This is a genomic window from Enterobacter cloacae complex sp. P6RS, assembly GCF_014982245.1.
Lineage (GTDB): Bacteria > Pseudomonadota > Gammaproteobacteria > Enterobacterales > Enterobacteriaceae > Enterobacter > Enterobacter bugandensis.
Genome location: NZ_JADCLB010000017.1, coordinates 73,703 through 89,206 on the forward strand (window position 1 = coordinate 73,703; position 15,504 = coordinate 89,206).

A 15,504-nucleotide genomic window follows, 5' to 3' on the forward strand; every position below is an offset into this window, starting at 1 on the left:
GCCGCCTCTCTGGTCAGGTAAGAGTCTGCTGCCAGCTAAAGGTATAACGAAGCTGGCGCGTCTGCAGGATAAATTCCGGTGAAACGCTGGGGCTCCAGGAGTCATCGCCGCCCACCCCCATATGAAACGCATCGAGGTTGAGCCAGCACCCCGGCTCTTCCCGCAGCAGATGATGATGGGTTGTCTCACGCAGTTGCTGCTGGCTATAGCGGCCCACTGAGAAATGGAACGCGCCATTCAGCTGATGCGCACCCAGCACAAGTTTGCGGGTATCGCAGCGCAAACCATTTTCCGTCGGGAAGATATACGGCGTGTGCATGTCTGCCAGGGGCAGTGTCCAGTGCCCCTGCTGCGCCGCCAGCTTTCTGTCCGGGTAGTTTTCATGCGGCCCCAGCCCCAGCCAGTCAACCTTTTCTGGCGTTTCAGCGAGATGAACGCTCAGGCCAATGCGCGCGGGCTCCGGGATATCAGACGCAATATCGACCTGAATGTCGCCATGCAGAACCCCCTGCTCGTCCACCCGCCAGATTTTACGGCTCAGGAACAGCGCCCTGCCGCGATGCTCCAGGACATTAAGTGTGGTAACCACCACCTCACGCGCATGCTGCTCTGCCTCACAGTGCAGCATGCGCGAGGTGAGATCGTACATGCCCGCCGCTTTCCAGCGTTCAACCCACGCATTTGGATCGATGCGCGTCGCTTCGCTCACCCCAATGTCGTTGTCCAGCGGCGCGCGGCTGACGTTATCCGTCACGGGTGAAAGCAGCGTTTCAACGTCATTTCGCCACCATTGAGTCAGGTTTCCGGATGCGCGATCGAACTGCCAGCGCTGTTGACCATGCGCGATCGCCAGGATGCGATCGTTTTGCGTTAAAACCGGCGGCTCGCCCGTAGAGGCTGGCGGTGCGACAAACAGCGGAGACGGAAGCAGCCACTGTTCCCACGCGCAGCGATGGTCAGCCGGTGACCACGGCGTTGCCCGCGGCTGGCGCACTTCAACATTCAGCCAGATTTCACCCGGCTCGGCCTTCAGCTCCGGCAGGTCGAGTTCCAGACGCCGGGCGCCTTCAGGCGTTATCGCGAGCGTCACCTCACCTGCGGCCAGCACGTCTCCGTCCCGGGCAACCGTCCAGCTCAGCACCTCGTTATCGGTAGGGCGGAACAGGTAGTCGCTTTGCACCTCAATCACCAGCGGAGAGGTACTGACCAGCGTAAAGGTAAAGAACTGCTGGGCGCGCTGCGCTTCGTACAGCGCCGGGTGCGGCGTGCGATCGGGGAAGACCAGGCCATTGAGGCAAAACTGGCGATCGTTCGGCGTATCGCCAAAGTCCCCGCCGTAGGCCCAGAACGCGTTGCCCTTTTCGTCTTTCTTCGTCAACGCCTGATCGACCCAGTCCCAGACAAACCCACCCTGCAGGCGAGGATGGCTGCGAAACGCCTGCCAGTATTTCGCAAACCCGCCGAAGCTGTTTCCCATCGCGTGGGCGTATTCACAGAGGATCAGCGGACGCATTTCGTCGGGCATGCCGATCCATTTTTTGATTGACCATTTAGGCACCGCCGGGAAAGGCTGATCCCAATCGACCCGGGCGTACATCGGACAAACAATATCGGTCGCCGCCGTATTCGCCCCGCCGCCTTCGTACTGCACCGGGCGCGTGGGATCGGTGGTTTTCAGCCAGCGGTACAGCGCATCATGATTCGCGCCGTGGCCGGACTCGTTACCCAGCGACCAGATGATAATTGAGGGATGATTGCGATCGCGCTGCACCATGCGGGTTACGCGCTCGCTCATGGCGGGCAGCCAGCGCGGATCGTCAGCGAGGCGGCTCATCGGCACCATGCCGTGGGTTTCAATATTGGCTTCGTCAACGACGTACAGTCCGTAGCGATCGCAAAGGCTGTACCACAGCGGATGGTTCGGGTAGTGCGAACAGCGCACGGCGTTGAAGTTATGCTGCTTCATGATTTCGATGTCGCGACGCATGGTCGCCTCGTCCATCACCTGACCATTTTCCGGGTGATGCTCGTGTCGGTTAACGCCGCGGATCAGCAGCGGCTTACCGTTAAGCTTCAGCAGGCCGTTGCTGATGTCAACGCGGCGGAAGCCCACATCGCACGCCTCAACCTCCAGCACCTCATCCTGTGGGCCGAGAAGCGCCATCGTCAGGCGATACAGTTCCGGCGTTTCAGCACTCCAGAGCGCGGGGCGGTCAATGGGGATCGCCACCGTTAAGCGTTCGTCCCAGCTGCCGCGCTCGTCCACAACGGCAGACCCCGGACGCCGGGAAACGCTGGCGCATTTTTCACCCTTGCGCCACAGGGTAAAGACCACCTCGCAGTCTGCAAAGCCCCCCCCTGCCAGCGCGACATCTGCCTTAAGCACCGCGCGGTCCAGCTCCGCATTCAGGTCCGTCACCACGCGATAATCGGCAATCTGCGTTTCGGGTTTATGCAGCAGCGTCACATCGCGGAAAATACCGCTCATGCGCCACATATCCTGATCTTCCAGATAGCTGCCGTCGCACCAGCGCAACACCATGACCGCCAGGCGGTTCTCACCGGGCCGCAGGACCGTCGAGAGATCGAATTCGGCAGGCAGCCTGCTGTCCTGGGAATAGCCCATCCACCGCCCGTTGCACCACAGATGAAACGCAGAGTTCACGCCGTCAAAGATAATGCGGGTCTGCCCGCTCTGAAGCCACGCGTCATCCACATCAAATGTGAGCGAGTAACAGCCGGTTGGGTTTTCCTGCGGCACAAAAGGCGGATTAACGGGGATAGGATAGGTGACGTTGGTGTAGATGGGCGTGTCAAACCCCTGCATCTGCCAGTTCGACGGCACGGGCATCGCAACGGCGTCCGCACAGTCTTCGGTTACCCACGCCTCCGGGATTTGCTCGGGTGCAGGAAAGTAGTTAAATCGCCACACCCCATTGAGGGAGCGTCTGCTGGCGGATGCAGCATCATCCAGGGCAGGCTGTTCAAGACGCCAGCTGTGTAACGGCGCATGGGCCTCCAGACGGTTCCACTGGGTGACACCCGGGTTTTCCCAGTCCCGTCGGGCCAGAATGGCGCTGAGAGTCAGCGATAAAGTATTGGGCATAGTAACCTCTTTGCGAAGCGCTCACAATTTTGGTTAACATGCCCTGGCACCCGGCGACGGTAAAGCACGCAATCGCGGGGTAGCGAGTCCGATCACAAAGTTTTATTTGCGGGCAAGCTGCCCGGCAAGGAGGGCCAGGCTTCTGAGCTGCTGCGCCAGATCCTCGCGTTCGGCCTGCTGCGGGGTACGGCGCGCGCTGGAATGGCGGGTCACCAGCGTTACCGGCAGTTGAACCTGCCAGCATTCCTCCCCCCCGCTGGGGGACAGAAGCCACTCCACGCTGCGCTCGCCTGCCTCACGAAACGCCTGACGAATGGTCGTCAGCGGCGGAGAAAACCAGGCGCTGTCGGCCGTATCATCAAACCCGACCACCGATATCTGGCCAGGAACAGCTATCCCTTTTTCCGCACAGGCGCGCATTACCCCAAGCGCCATCTGATCGTTCGCCACCAGAATGGCATCCGGCAGTACCGCCCCCGAAAGCAGCACATGTCCCTTCTCATAGCCGCTGGCCGCGCTCCAGTCGCCGTAGGCCACCGCAGCCGCGTCGAGACCCGCATGCGCCAGCGTCGCTTTCCATCCCGCCAGACGCGTGCGCGCAGAGACAGAGCTTTCCGGCCCGCTCAGCAGGGCAATATGCTGATGCCCCAGCGAAAGCAGATGCTCAACGCCCAGTCGTGCCCCCTCTTCGGCGTTAAACACGAGGCTATTTACCTGCGCTGACGGTGACACGTCGAGGAACAGCACCGGGACGGGCGTCGCCAGCGACCTGAGCGCTTCGGCGTGCGGATCGTCAAGCGGCACATTTACCAGCAGCGCGTCTACCCGCTGCGCCAGCAGCGCCTGAAGCGCCGCCTGACACTGCTGCGGCTGCTCCACCATGGAAATCAGGACGCTCGCCCCCTGCCCTGCAGCCCGGGATTTTACCGCCGAGACAATTTGCGAAGGCGCGTGCAGCGCCAGATCGGTGGTGATGAGCCCCAGCGTACGGGTGCGTTTCCCCGCCAGCTGCTGCGCCCGCAGGTTGGGAACGTAATGCAGCTCCGCCATTGCCTGCTGCACCTTTTCCCGCGTGCGGGCAGAGACGTGCTCCGCGTCGTTAATCACGCGGGAAACGGTCTGATAAGAAACCCCCGCAAGGAGGGCGACATCATAAAGAGTGATTGCTTTCATGCGTTCTGGCATCGCGATTTTCGAAGCGTCTATTTTGGCACAGCGACGCCGTTAAAACATGTGAGCGCTTCGCAAATTAAACAACCCGCTCCGGCTGCGTCATTTTCTCACCGCGCGGCTTCTGGCGGAACCAGGGCAAACAGAGCTGAATAAGCGGACCAATGGTCAGAGCATACGCCACGGTTCCCACCCCAAACGAGCCACCCAGCACGCACCCAATCAGCAGGACGGACACTTCGATGGAGGTACGCACGCTGCGAATGGACCACCCCAGCCGGGCGTGAATGCCGGTCATCAGGCCGTCGCGCGGACCAGGCCCGAAACCGGCCCCGATGTACATGCTGGTGGCGATCGCGTTCATCACGATGCCCGACACCAGGAAAGCGATGCGCACGGATAACGAACTCAGTTCGGGGATAAGCGCCATGCTGGCGTCCGCCGCCAGACCGATACAAATCACGTTACTGATCGTGCCAAGACCGGGCATCTGACGCAGTGGGATCCACAGTAAGAGCACCGCAGCCCCGGTCAAAATGATCACCGTCCCGATGCTCATCCCCAGCTGTATTCCTACGCCAAGGTGAAACACATCCCACGGATCGACCCCCAGATCCGCACGAATAAACATCGCGGTGGAAAGCCCATACAGCCCTAAACCGACATAAAGTTGTAGCAGACGACGTACCATTTTTATCTTCTCCAGTGAACCCGACTTTCATCCTGACCTAAAATGGCACTAAGATTAATGTCCAGTTTTTAAATAGTGGACTGCTTATGTCATCACGCCGCTTCGGAAGCCAGTCTTTGGTACGCCTTTTAGGGCACTGGCAGCAAACTTCATCCCGCACTCCGCTCTGGCGCCAGCTGGCCGACGCGCTGCGCTTATTAATCCTTGATGGCCGGCTGGCGCTGCATACGCGCCTGCCGGGTGAGCGTGAGCTGGCGACGGTGCTGAACGTCAGCCGAACCACCGTCAGCAGCGCCCTCGCCCACCTGCGTGAAGAGGGTTATCTTGAAAGCCGCCACGGCAGCGGGTCGCGCGTCATCCTCCCGGATGCACGCGCCGTTCCCACGCTTTCCGCAGCGAGCGTCGCCCTGGATCTTTCCACTGCCGCCCTCGGCGCCGGGCCGGAGATCCACCAGGCTTACACCCATGCACTGACGGCTATTACTCAACACCTCTCGCTGACGGGCTACGAGCAGCTTGGGCTGCCGGCGCTACGGGAGGCCATCGCTGCGCGCTATACCGCGCGAGGTCTTCCCACCCGGGCAGACGAGGTGATGGTGGTCAACGGTGCCGTCAGCGGGTTCGCGCTGGTGCTGCGGATGATGGCAGGACCGGGGGATCGCGTCGTGGTCGATCACCCCACCTATCCGCTGGCGATTGCCGCTATTCAGGGAGCGCAGTGTCGGCCAGTAGGAGTGTCGTTGCCGGAAACGGGCTGGGATACGGATGGCTTTGCGGCTACGCTTGCCCAGACCGCGCCGCGCCTGGCCTACCTGATGCCAGATTTTCACAACCCAACCGGTCGATGCATGGATATCGCCACCCGTCAGGCAATCGCTGATATAGCAGCCCAGACCCGCACGGCGCTGGTCGTGGATGAAACGATGGTCGATCTCTGGTTTGATTCGCCACCGCCGCCACCGCTGGCATCGTTTAACCCGCAGGCCAGCGTGATTACGCTAGGCTCTGCCGGAAAAAGCTTCTGGGGCGGGCTGCGTCTCGGCTGGATCCGCGCCTCCTCGCGGACTATCGCCACGCTCGCCCAGACGCGCGATACGCTGGATTTAGGCTCGCCGCTGCTTGAGCAGCTGGCGACGCTATGGCTTATCGACAATAGCGAGCGTTTTCTGCCCGCTCGCCGCAAGATGCTGGCGGAACGGCGCGATCGATGCAGTAACCTGCTGCGAGAACATTTCCCGGAGTGGACGTTTCATGAGGCGGAGGGTGGGCTCTCTTACTGGATCGAACTTCCTGGCATGCTGGCGACACAGCTTGCCGCACGGGCAGAAATCATCGGGATTAACCTGGGCACCGGGACGCGGTTTGGCTTATCGGGGGCGTTTGACCGCTTTTTACGTATGCCCTTTTCGCTGGAGCCAGCGGAGCTGGAAGCGGCATTGCTGCGGATTAAACCGTTATGGCTCGCGCTAAATTCAAATACGCCAGCAGTCAAACGCCGCCTGGTTTAATATTAAAATTTTGAACTGGATCATAAAATAAAAACTGCTGACTGTAATATATGCAGTCAGCAGTTTTCACTGGTCAGGATTTAGTGCTGAGGAGGAATGGGGAAACCTTTCAGGGAAATAACGAAATTATCACCGTCTTTCTTTATTTTTGCACCGGTATCACACCAGTCAGACGCAATACGAAAGAACTCATCGCTTCCAACATTCCAGCCAAGACGTACATGCTTCACGTAGCCTGAACGCAACAGAGCGCAGGCCTCGTTGTAGTCGCTGGCAGTTGACAGTTGTTGTTTCATTTTCTCTTCTTCAGGAGTTTACGTAAAGCCTTGATTTCTTTAGGAGTAAAAGGAGAAACGCTCTCTTCTTCCGTATGCTGATTATCAATATCCTCTTCCGATACTCCCGCCTCTTCTACTGCTTCAAACGCCAGCAGCAGCAGTTTCTCTGTGGTCACGCTTAAATTCTCGTTATTGACTTCCGCATAGTGGCGGAGTCTTTCTTTTAGCGCTTCGTCAATTTTAACATTTAAAACTGCAGTAGCCATGTTTGTCACTTCCCTTCGGAATAAGTACTTTATTTAATACACGAAGTTATCTCTGTTATCCAGATCTATATTTTTTGAATTTTGACGAAAATAGACGTCCAATTATAAAATGCCAGTCTATTATTACAGGTTTATGACAGTAATATTTCAGAGCGATGAAATATATATTACACGGAATAGGCATTATATTATTGTGGAATAAAGGCTAAAAAGAGATGGAAACAGGAAAGATGGATGAGGCCACAAATGGGTGGGGGCCCTGCCAGCTACATCCCGGCACCCACGTCGTCTGCCCTGGCTGCTTCCTTCCGGACCTGACCTGGTGAACAGAGTAGCGTTGCGGGAGAACCAACAGAGCCCCCATTGAGAGCGTTGATAACCAACGCGCTGGCGCATTATCCCTGTGCGAAGAGCCAATTGCAAGCGACCAGGAACCGGATGCTGGTTTCTTGCGCAAACAGGCGCAGCAATCAGGGCGATCTTCGTTTACCATGACGGTCCAAACATCCCCACAGGTGAAGGTATGGACGAAAACGACTCCTTTCCCCAGCGCGTATGGCAAATCGTGGCCTCGATTCCGGAAGGCTATGTCACCACCTACGGTGATGTGGCAAGGCTGGCAGGCTCTCCACGCGCGGCGCGACAGGTCGGTGGCGTCCTGAAGCGGCTGCCGGAGGGAAGTACGCTGCCCTGGCATCGGGTGGTGAACCGTCATGGTGCTATCTCGCTGACCGGGCCGGATCTCCAGCGTCAGCGTCAGGCATTGCTTTCAGAGGGTGTGCAGGTGTCGGGCGCAGGACAGATTGATTTGCAGAAATACCGCTGGGTGTACTAAACCCTCCCCCGAAGGAGAGGGTAAGAGCAACAGTTACATCTGGGTCGGTGGGGTTGGCAGGGACGGCTGATTGGTCTGTGGAGCAACCGGGACTTCGGTTTGCTGCACCGGCACCAGATTCAGGTCGATTTTGGTTCCACCGTGGTTAATCGCTTCCTGGACCGTATCGGTGATAAAGACCAGCTTGCCGTTGATGGTTACCGCTGCGCTCAGCAGAATACGGGCATTCGGCTGCACGTCTGACGGGTTATACGGCAACACGAAGCTAAACGGAGCCTGCTTACCTTCAGTACGGACCGCGCGCTGGGCCAGCACCTTCGACGGCGCGTCTGCCAGGGAAGCATCAGACAGCGTGACCGTTAATACCGCATCCGGCGGCAGAGCGACTCTCTGTTTAATCCAGATTGTACCGGAAACGTTAGGCTGCTGAATGGATTGCTGTGAAAGGGTATTAATCCCGTTCGGATTTGCAGCTGGTACCGGCACCTGGGCGCTCTTACCGGCACAGGCGGACAACGCCACCGCAATAGCTACACCACTTAGCATGGGCACGAGTTTCATTGAAGTCTCCTTATCATCAATGCACCAGCGGGATCGATCCCATCCGATGTCGTTTCAATCACATAACGTTTTTAAGTGTGGCACAGATCACCGATTAATGCCTAAAAACGTGCCGACATTCAGATTATTCTACCCATCGGACCACTTTCATTTCTGCGTTATACTCTGCCTATCTTTCGCTACGGCGTTTATTGAGGATAATTATGAGTCAGGCACTGAACAATCTGCTGACATTACTGAATCTGGAAAAAATTGAGGAAGGACTCTATCGCGGGCAGAGCGAAGACCTCGGCTTACGTCAGGTTTTCGGCGGCCAGGTCGTTGGACAAGCGCTCTACGCTGCAAAGGAGACCGTCCCTGCAGACCGCCTGGTGCACTCATTCCACAGCTATTTCTTACGCCCTGGCGACAGCGCAAAACCGATTGTGTATGACGTTGAAGTCCTGAGAGACGGCAACAGCTTCAGCGCACGCCGCGTGGCGGCCGTTCAGAACGGTAAGCCTATCTTTTATATGACCGCCTCTTTCCAGGCGCCGGAACCGGGGTATGAACATCAGAAAGTGATGCCGCCAGCACCGTCGCCGGACGAACTCAAATCAGAGACCGATATCGCCCGCGCGCTGGCGCATCTGCTTCCGCCGCAGGTCAAAGAGAAGTTTCTCTGCGATAAACCGCTGGAGATCCGCCCGGTTGAGTTCCACAACCCCATGAAAGGCCACACCGCCGAGCCGAAGCGTCAGGTCTGGATCCGCGCTAATGGCACCGTGCCGGAAGATTTCCGCGTGCATCAGTATCTGCTGGGCTACGCGTCAGACTTTAACTTTCTGCCGGTTGCGCTACAGCCGCACGGCGTTGGTTTCCTTGAAAAAGGGATGCAGGTCGCAACCATCGATCACTCCATGTGGTTCCACCGTCCGTTCAATATGAATGAGTGGCTGCTTTACAGCGTGGAGAGTACGTCAGCGTCGAGCGCTCGCGGGTTTGTGCGTGGAGAGTTTTATACTCAGGACGGCGTGCTGGTCGCTTCTACGGTGCAGGAAGGGGTAATGCGTAATCGTGGGTGATGGTGTGCGGCCTGATGCCCTCACCCTGCCCCTCTCCCATGGGAGAGGGAATAAACATTAAAAACGGCAACCGAAGTTGCCGTTTTGCTTTTTATTAGGCGTTATACGCATTCTCGCCGTGGCTGTTGACGTCCAGACCTTCGCGCTCCTGCTCTTCCGGTACGCGCAGCCCAACGGTCATATCCGCCAGCTTATAGCCGATGAAGGCCACAACGGCAGACCACACCACGGTGATAGCGATACTTTCCAGCTGCACCAGCACCTGATGAACCATGGTGACACCTTCTGCGTAGCCCACGCCACCCAGTGATTTCGCGGCGAAGATGCCGGTCATGATACAGCCGACGATGCCGCACACGCCGTGGACGCCGAACACATCGCAAGGGTCATCCACGCGCAGCACGCGTTTCAGTGCGGTGACGCCCCACAGACCTGCCAGGCCCGCGACCAGTCCCACCAGCAGCGCACCACCGACACCCACATAGCCACACGCCGGGGTGATACCGACCAGACCGGCAATCGCCCCTGAACAGGCACCCAGCAGGGAAGGTTTACCGCGTACCGCCCACTCACCGAATACCCAGGAGAGAATTGCACCCGCCGTCGCCACAACGGTGTTTACGAAGGCCAGCGCGGCGATTTCGTTCGCGGCACTTGCGGAGCCGGCGTTGAAGCCGAACCAGCCAAAGTAGAGGATAGCCGTACCGGTAAACACCATCGGCAGGTTATGCGGTTTGAACGCCTCTTTACCGAAGCCCACGCGTTTGCCAATCAGGTATGCGCCCACCAGACCCGCTACCGCGGCGTTGATATGTACAACGGTACCGCCCGCAAAGTCCAGCGCGCCGTGCGTTGCCAGCAGACCACCGCCCCAGACCATGTGCGCAATCGGCACATAGGAGAGGGTCAGCCAGACCACCACGAAGATCAGAACGGCAGAGAAACGGATGCGCTCCGCCAGCGCCCCCACGATCAGCCCGACGGTAATGCAGGCGAACGAGCCCTGGAACGCGACGTGGATGTACTGGTAGAAGCTGCCCATCAGCGCGGTCAGCTCAATATTTTTCAGCATTACCCAGTCGAAGTTACCAAAGAAGGCGTTGCCGGTACCGAAGGCCAGCGAGTAACCGTAAACCACCCACAGCACGCAGACCAGCGCGAACGTCACGGCAACCTGCGTCAGCATGGAGAGAACGTTTTTGCCGCGGATCAGGCCGCCGTAGAACAGCGCAATGCCCGGGATAGACATGAACAGCACCAGCGCGGTGCTGATCATCATAAAGGCGTTATCGGCTTTGTCTGCCACGGCAGGAGCAGCCAGCGCCAGGCCCGGCAGCAGTGCCAGCGAACCCAGACCCGTTTTAAGTGTTGCTATCTTCATTTTCTCGATCCCTATCACTGTGTGCCAGGCGTTATTTACAGTGCCGCTTCGTCAGATTCGCCGGTACGAATGCGAATGACGCGCTGCAGTTCGGCAACGAAAATTTTGCCGTCGCCAATTTTGCCGGTGTAGGCCGCTTTGCTAATCACATCAATCACTTCATCAAGCTGATCGTCAGCAATCGCGACATCAATTTTTACTTTTGGCAGAAAGTTAACGCTGTATTCCGCCCCGCGATAAAGCTCGGCATGACCCTTCTGACGACCAAAGCCTTTCACTTCGGTGACAGTCAGTCCCTGAATACCCATTGAGGACAATGCTTCACGCACGTCTTCCAGTTTGAATGGTTTGATTACCACCGTAACCAGCTTCATAGATCCCCTCCAGTCAGAATTCGGTAATGGCCGCAGCTCACGCAGAAGGTATTGCAAAGGGTGTGCCAGAAATGAAATGGAGGGAGAAAAGCGGTGCGACGAGCGTTATGCCGTCTTCCTTAACGAACCGGCGAAAAAAAACGCACCATGTCGGTGCACGGTGCGTTTCAGTATTGCACCAAAAGGAATGACTGTTAGCGCGTTGCTTTGTTTTGGTGCATCAGGCGCTGAGCGACTCTTCCTCGCGCACGCTGGCGGCCAGTTCTTCGCCCGCCAGCTGAAGCTGATACATCTGCCAGTAGCGCCCTTTGGCTTCCAGCAGTTCACGGTGCGTGCCGCGCTCCACGGCTTGTCCACGATGCAGCACCAGAATGGTATCGGCATCGACAATGGTGGAAAGGCGATGGGCAATCACCACCAGCGTCGTATGGTCGCGTACCGCGGCCAGCGCCTGCTGGATAGCCTGCTCGGTGCCGGAGTCAATGCTGGCCGTCGCTTCATCCAGAATCAGCACCTGCGGAGTTTCAATCAGCACCCGCGCCAGCGCGAGAAGCTGCTTTTGCCCAACGGAAAGGTTGTTTCCCTGCTCGCCCAGCCGGGTATTAATCCCGTCGCTAAACCCGCGCGCCAGGTCTGCCAGCTGCACTTTTTCCAGCACCTCCCATACCTGCTCCTGAGAGTAGTCTCGCCCCAGGGTCACGTTGGCGTAGAAGGTATCGGCCAGGACGACCGGATCCTGCTGCACCATCGCGACGCCTTTACGCAACACGTTGTGGCTGAGAGACGCGAGCGGGCGTCCGTCGAGGCGGATTTCGCCTTGCGTGACCGGGTAGTAGCCCATCAACAGGCTGGCGAGCGTGCTCTTGCCGCTTCCCGTATGTCCCACCAGCGCCACGAAACCGCGCGACGGGACATCCAGCGTAATGTCCTGCAAAACCAGCCGGTCTTCGCGATAGGCAAACGAGACGTTATCAAAGGCAATGGCGCCGCTTTGCAGAGGTCGCTCGTCATGACCGTAGGCCTGGCGCGGCCTGTCCATCAGCTCAAACACGCGCTCGCCGGCGACGACCGCCTGCTGCAGCATCGATTGCTGGGTCGTGAGCTCGATCAGCGGCTCGTTAAGGCGCCCCAAGTAGCTAATAAAAGCGTACAGCACGCCCACTTCAATCGTACCGCTTGAGCTCAGGCCAAAGAGCATCAGTAAACCGCAAAGCACCAGCGCAGAGAAAAGGCTGAGCAGCGGACGCAGCAGGAAGCCGTCAAGGCGCAGCGTCTGCATACGCGCCATATAGTGCGATCGGCTGGCTTCGCCCATCCGCTCGCCAAAGCGCGCCTGCTGGCGGAACTGCTGGATGACGCTCATGCCGTTAATCACTTCGTTGAAGCCATCGTTAATGTCGGCCAGATAGGCGCGCACCCGACGCACGATTGGCGTGCTGTAGCGCTGGTAGATGATCATCACGATCAGCACCGCCGGGAAGATGGTAATCGCCACCAGCGCCATGCGCCAGTCGAGGCTGAACATCGCCACCAGCATCGCGCCGATCAGCGCCGCACTGCGTAACACCGTCGCGACCACGGTGACGTACAGGTCGCGGATCACTTCGGTATCGTTGGTCACGCGCGAAATCACCTGCCCGACCGGCTGGATATCAAACTCGCTGAGCGGCTGGCGAAGCGCCGCGTCCATGACATCCGTGCGCAGCTGCTGAACCACGCCCACGGCGGCACGGTTAAACAGCAGCGACTGCGCATAGTGCAGCCCTGCCGCCGCCAGCTGCAACCCAACGTAGGCCACGCCTAAGCCCGCCACCAGCCCCAGCGGCAGGTAGCTTTTGGCGACCATATTGTCGATGAAGTAGCTGATGAGCAGCGGCCCGCTCACCTCAGCAATCGCCGCTATCCAGAGTAAAAGCACGGCCACGGAGAGCGGTTTGCGCCACGGCGAGCCGTAGGCCAGCAGACGTTTGAGCGTCGGCCACATCGTTCCGAGCTTACGCATTGGTGGCCTCCTGATCCTGTTCCGGCGCATCGTCCAGCGCCGCCTCAAGCTGTTGATAGCGGTACATATCGCGATACCAGCCCGGCTGCTCGGCAAGCGTTTCATGCTGCCCGCGCTGGGCAATGTGTCCGTGCTGTAAGACCAGAATTTCGCTGGCCTCGGTGAGCGCTGACAAACGGTGGGCGCTGATAATCACCGTGCGTCCGTCGCCCCACTGGCGCAGGTTATGCAGAATCTGATGCTCGGTACGACCATCCACGGCGGAGAGCGCATCATCCAGAATGAGGATTTCAGCATTCAGCAGCAGCGCGCGGGCAATCGAGATTCGCTGTTTCTGCCCGCCGGACAGCATGACGCCACGTTCCCCGACTTCCGTTTCGTAGCCCTGCGGCAGACGCAAAATATCGTCATGTACGCTGGCTAAGCGCGCCACGTGTTCGATCTCTTCCTGCGTCGCCGACGGGTGACCAAGCGCAATGTTATTCGCCACGGTGTCCGAAAATAAAAACGGCGTCTGGCTGACTACCGCCAGTCGGCCACGCCACTCATCCAGCAGCAGGTTCGCCAGGGGGATATCATGGAAACGGATATCGCCCTCGGTGACGTCAAAGTGGCGCTGAAGCAGAGAGAGCACGGTACTTTTTCCGGACCCCGTCGGGCCGCAGATGCCCAGCATCTGGCCCGGCCGCAGCGTAAAGCTAACGTTCTCCAGCACCGGATGTTCCGTTTGCGGATAGACAAATTTGCGAACGTCGACGTTCATAACGCCGCGCCCTTCCGGCACCGCTTCGCTGCCGTCATTGACCACCGGCGCTTCGGCCAGCATGGCGCGGATGCGGCTGTAGGCGGCGCTGCCGCGCTCTACGATATTAAACATCCAGGCCAGCGCCAGCATCGGCCAGATCATCAGCCCCAGATACATCGCAAAGCTGGTCAATTGCCCCAGGGTCAATGTGCCCTGCACCACCATCCAGCTCCCGCCGCCAATGGCAAGCAGGTTTGCCATGCCGATTGCGACATAAATCGTTGGATCAAATCGCGCATCAATACGCGCGACGCGCATGTTTTTCGCCCCCGTGTCTGCAGCATCGGCCGCAAACAGCGCGGACTGCCGATCTTCCAGGCCAAACGCTTTGATCATGCGGATGCTGGTCATGCTCTCCTGGGTGCGATCGTTCAAAGAAGAAAATGCCGCCTGCGCCAGCTTGAAGCGCTCGTGCAGCTGTTCGCCGTAGCGATTGATCGCCAGCGCCATGATCGGCATCGGCAACAGGGCGAGCAGGGTTAATTGCCAGCTGATCTGCGTGGACATGACGATCAGCACCGCGCAGCCCATCACCAGCGAATCCACCAGCGTCAGCACCCCTTCCCCGGCGGCAAAGACCACGCGATCGACGTCGTTCGTCGCGCGGGCAATGAGATCCCCGGTGCGATGACGCAGATAAAATTCGGGATGCTGTCGGCTCAGCTGGCGGTAAAAATCTTCACGCAGCTCAACGGCCAGCTGATAGGACGCACCAAACAGCAGCACGCGCCAGACGTAGCGCAGGAGATAAACAATGACCGCCGTCAGCACCAGCGTGCCGACCCACATCAACACCCGTGCGGTGGTGTAATGCTGTTCAGTGACGCCATCCACGACGTAGCCCACCACCTTCGGCGGGATCAGCTGCAAAATGGCAATGATAATAAGCAGGGCGACTGCACCGAGGTAGCGTTGCCACTCCCGACGAAAGTACCAGCTTAATTGGGCAAATAATCGCACGCGGTTTGTTCCTGAAGGTATTTTACGAAGTTATTCAATGGGTAAGGCTGTGGTGTACTTAATCTGTTCCATGGCGAAGCTTGAGGTGACGTCCGACAAGCCCGGGACGCTGTTCACCAGCCGCTTGTAGAAATCATCATAGCGCTTCATGTCAGCCACCTGGACGCGCATCAGGTAGTCGTACTCGCCGGCCATACGCCAGAAGCCGAGCACCTCGGGCATCTCAGACACCTGAGTGACGAAGCGGCAATACCACTCGCTGCTGTGGTGTTGGGTTTTTATCAGCACAAATGCCGTCAGCCCAAGCCCCAGTTTTTCGGGATCGAGTAATGCGACGCGCCCCAGAAGAATGCCGTCATCTTCCAGCTTTTTTAGGCGCTTCCAGCACGGTGTGGTGGTCAGATTAACGGCATCTGCCAGCGCCTGCAAAGAGAGGGTACAGTCACTTTGCAGCAATGAAAGGAGCTTGCGGTCAATTTTATCTAGCATACCCACCTCATAGA

13 protein-coding genes, 1 other RNA gene and 1 pseudogene are annotated in these 15,504 nt (G+C 58.4%); 3 read left to right on the plus strand and 12 right to left on the minus strand.

The features are described from left to right. Positions 1–13: 13 nt before the first annotated feature. The 3 genes from INF73_RS10500 to INF73_RS10510 form a co-directional block, all read right to left on the minus strand. Positions 14–3,106 carry a beta-galactosidase gene (locus tag INF73_RS10500; RefSeq protein ID WP_193541220.1) on the minus strand — a complete coding sequence of 1,031 codons (3,093 nt, stop codon included), beginning with the start codon at positions 3,104–3,106 and terminating at the stop codon, positions 14–16. A gap of 102 nt (positions 3,107–3,208) precedes the next feature. Further along, a complete protein-coding gene (locus INF73_RS10505) occupies positions 3,209–4,279 on the minus strand; it encodes a LacI family DNA-binding transcriptional regulator (RefSeq protein WP_193541217.1) in 1,071 nt (356 codons plus the stop codon). A 76-nt stretch (positions 4,280–4,355) separates the two neighbouring features. Next, positions 4,356–4,967, minus strand: a complete 612-nt coding sequence (locus INF73_RS10510) for a YitT family protein (RefSeq protein ID WP_028012178.1) — start codon at positions 4,965–4,967, stop codon at positions 4,356–4,358. Positions 4,968–5,053: 86 nt separating this feature from the next. Between INF73_RS10510 and INF73_RS10515 the strand changes: the two genes are divergently transcribed. Then, positions 5,054–6,475 carry a PLP-dependent aminotransferase family protein gene (locus INF73_RS10515; protein ID WP_193541215.1) on the plus strand — a complete coding sequence of 474 codons (1,422 nt, stop codon included), beginning with the start codon at positions 5,054–5,056 and terminating at the stop codon, positions 6,473–6,475. An 80-nt stretch (positions 6,476–6,555) separates the two neighbouring features. Here the strand turns inward: INF73_RS10515 and INF73_RS10520 are convergent, their stop codons facing one another. From INF73_RS10520 to ffs, 3 genes are all read right to left on the minus strand, one after another. Then, entirely contained in the window at positions 6,556–6,771 is a 216-nt protein-coding gene (locus INF73_RS10520) for a hypothetical protein (RefSeq protein WP_028012176.1), read from the minus strand. Beyond that, positions 6,768–7,019 (minus strand): hypothetical protein, encoded by a 252-nt coding sequence (locus tag INF73_RS10525; protein ID WP_006176926.1) that lies wholly within the window; start codon positions 7,017–7,019, stop codon positions 6,768–6,770. Before INF73_RS10525 ends, INF73_RS10520 begins: the two co-directional genes overlap by 4 nt. Positions 7,020–7,276: 257 nt before the next feature. Continuing rightward, positions 7,277–7,373, minus strand: an RNA gene (ffs, locus tag INF73_RS10530) — signal recognition particle sRNA small type. 84 nt (positions 7,374–7,457) lie between these two features. Between ffs and INF73_RS10535 the strand changes: the two are divergent. Further along, positions 7,458–7,854: pseudogene (locus INF73_RS10535) on the plus strand (MGMT family protein). A 33-nt stretch (positions 7,855–7,887) separates the two neighbouring features. Here the strand turns inward: INF73_RS10535 and INF73_RS10540 are convergent. Beyond that, a complete protein-coding gene (locus INF73_RS10540) occupies positions 7,888–8,415 on the minus strand; it encodes a YbaY family lipoprotein (RefSeq protein WP_193050702.1) in 528 nt (175 codons plus the stop codon). 203 nt (positions 8,416–8,618) lie between these two features. Between INF73_RS10540 and tesB the strand changes: the two genes are divergently transcribed. Then, positions 8,619–9,479: an acyl-CoA thioesterase II gene (tesB, locus tag INF73_RS10545; RefSeq protein ID WP_028012172.1), complete on the plus strand. Its 861-nt coding sequence runs from the start codon at positions 8,619–8,621 to the stop codon at positions 9,477–9,479. Between the two features lie 94 nt (positions 9,480–9,573). Here tesB and amtB read toward each other — a convergent pair whose 3' ends face one another. The 5 genes from amtB to INF73_RS10570 form a co-directional block, all read right to left on the minus strand. Further along, complete coding sequence (amtB, locus tag INF73_RS10550) at positions 9,574–10,860, minus strand: ammonium transporter AmtB (protein WP_014882787.1); 1,287 nt, start codon at positions 10,858–10,860, stop codon at positions 9,574–9,576. A gap of 35 nt (positions 10,861–10,895) precedes the next feature. Further along, entirely contained in the window at positions 10,896–11,234 is a 339-nt protein-coding gene (gene glnK / locus INF73_RS10555; RefSeq protein ID WP_008503304.1) for a P-II family nitrogen regulator, read from the minus strand. Positions 11,235–11,454: 220 nt separating this feature from the next. After that, complete coding sequence (locus INF73_RS10560; protein ID WP_047367613.1) at positions 11,455–13,236, minus strand: SmdB family multidrug efflux ABC transporter permease/ATP-binding protein; 1,782 nt, start codon at positions 13,234–13,236, stop codon at positions 11,455–11,457. Continuing rightward, positions 13,229–15,001 (minus strand): SmdA family multidrug ABC transporter permease/ATP-binding protein, encoded by a 1,773-nt coding sequence (locus INF73_RS10565; RefSeq protein WP_045259904.1) that lies wholly within the window; start codon positions 14,999–15,001, stop codon positions 13,229–13,231. Before INF73_RS10565 ends, INF73_RS10560 begins: the two co-directional genes overlap by 8 nt. Before the next feature lie 30 nt (positions 15,002–15,031). After that, positions 15,032–15,490 carry an Lrp/AsnC family transcriptional regulator gene (locus INF73_RS10570; RefSeq protein WP_008503307.1) on the minus strand — a complete coding sequence of 153 codons (459 nt, stop codon included), beginning with the start codon at positions 15,488–15,490 and terminating at the stop codon, positions 15,032–15,034. Positions 15,491–15,504: the final 14 nt, after the last annotated feature.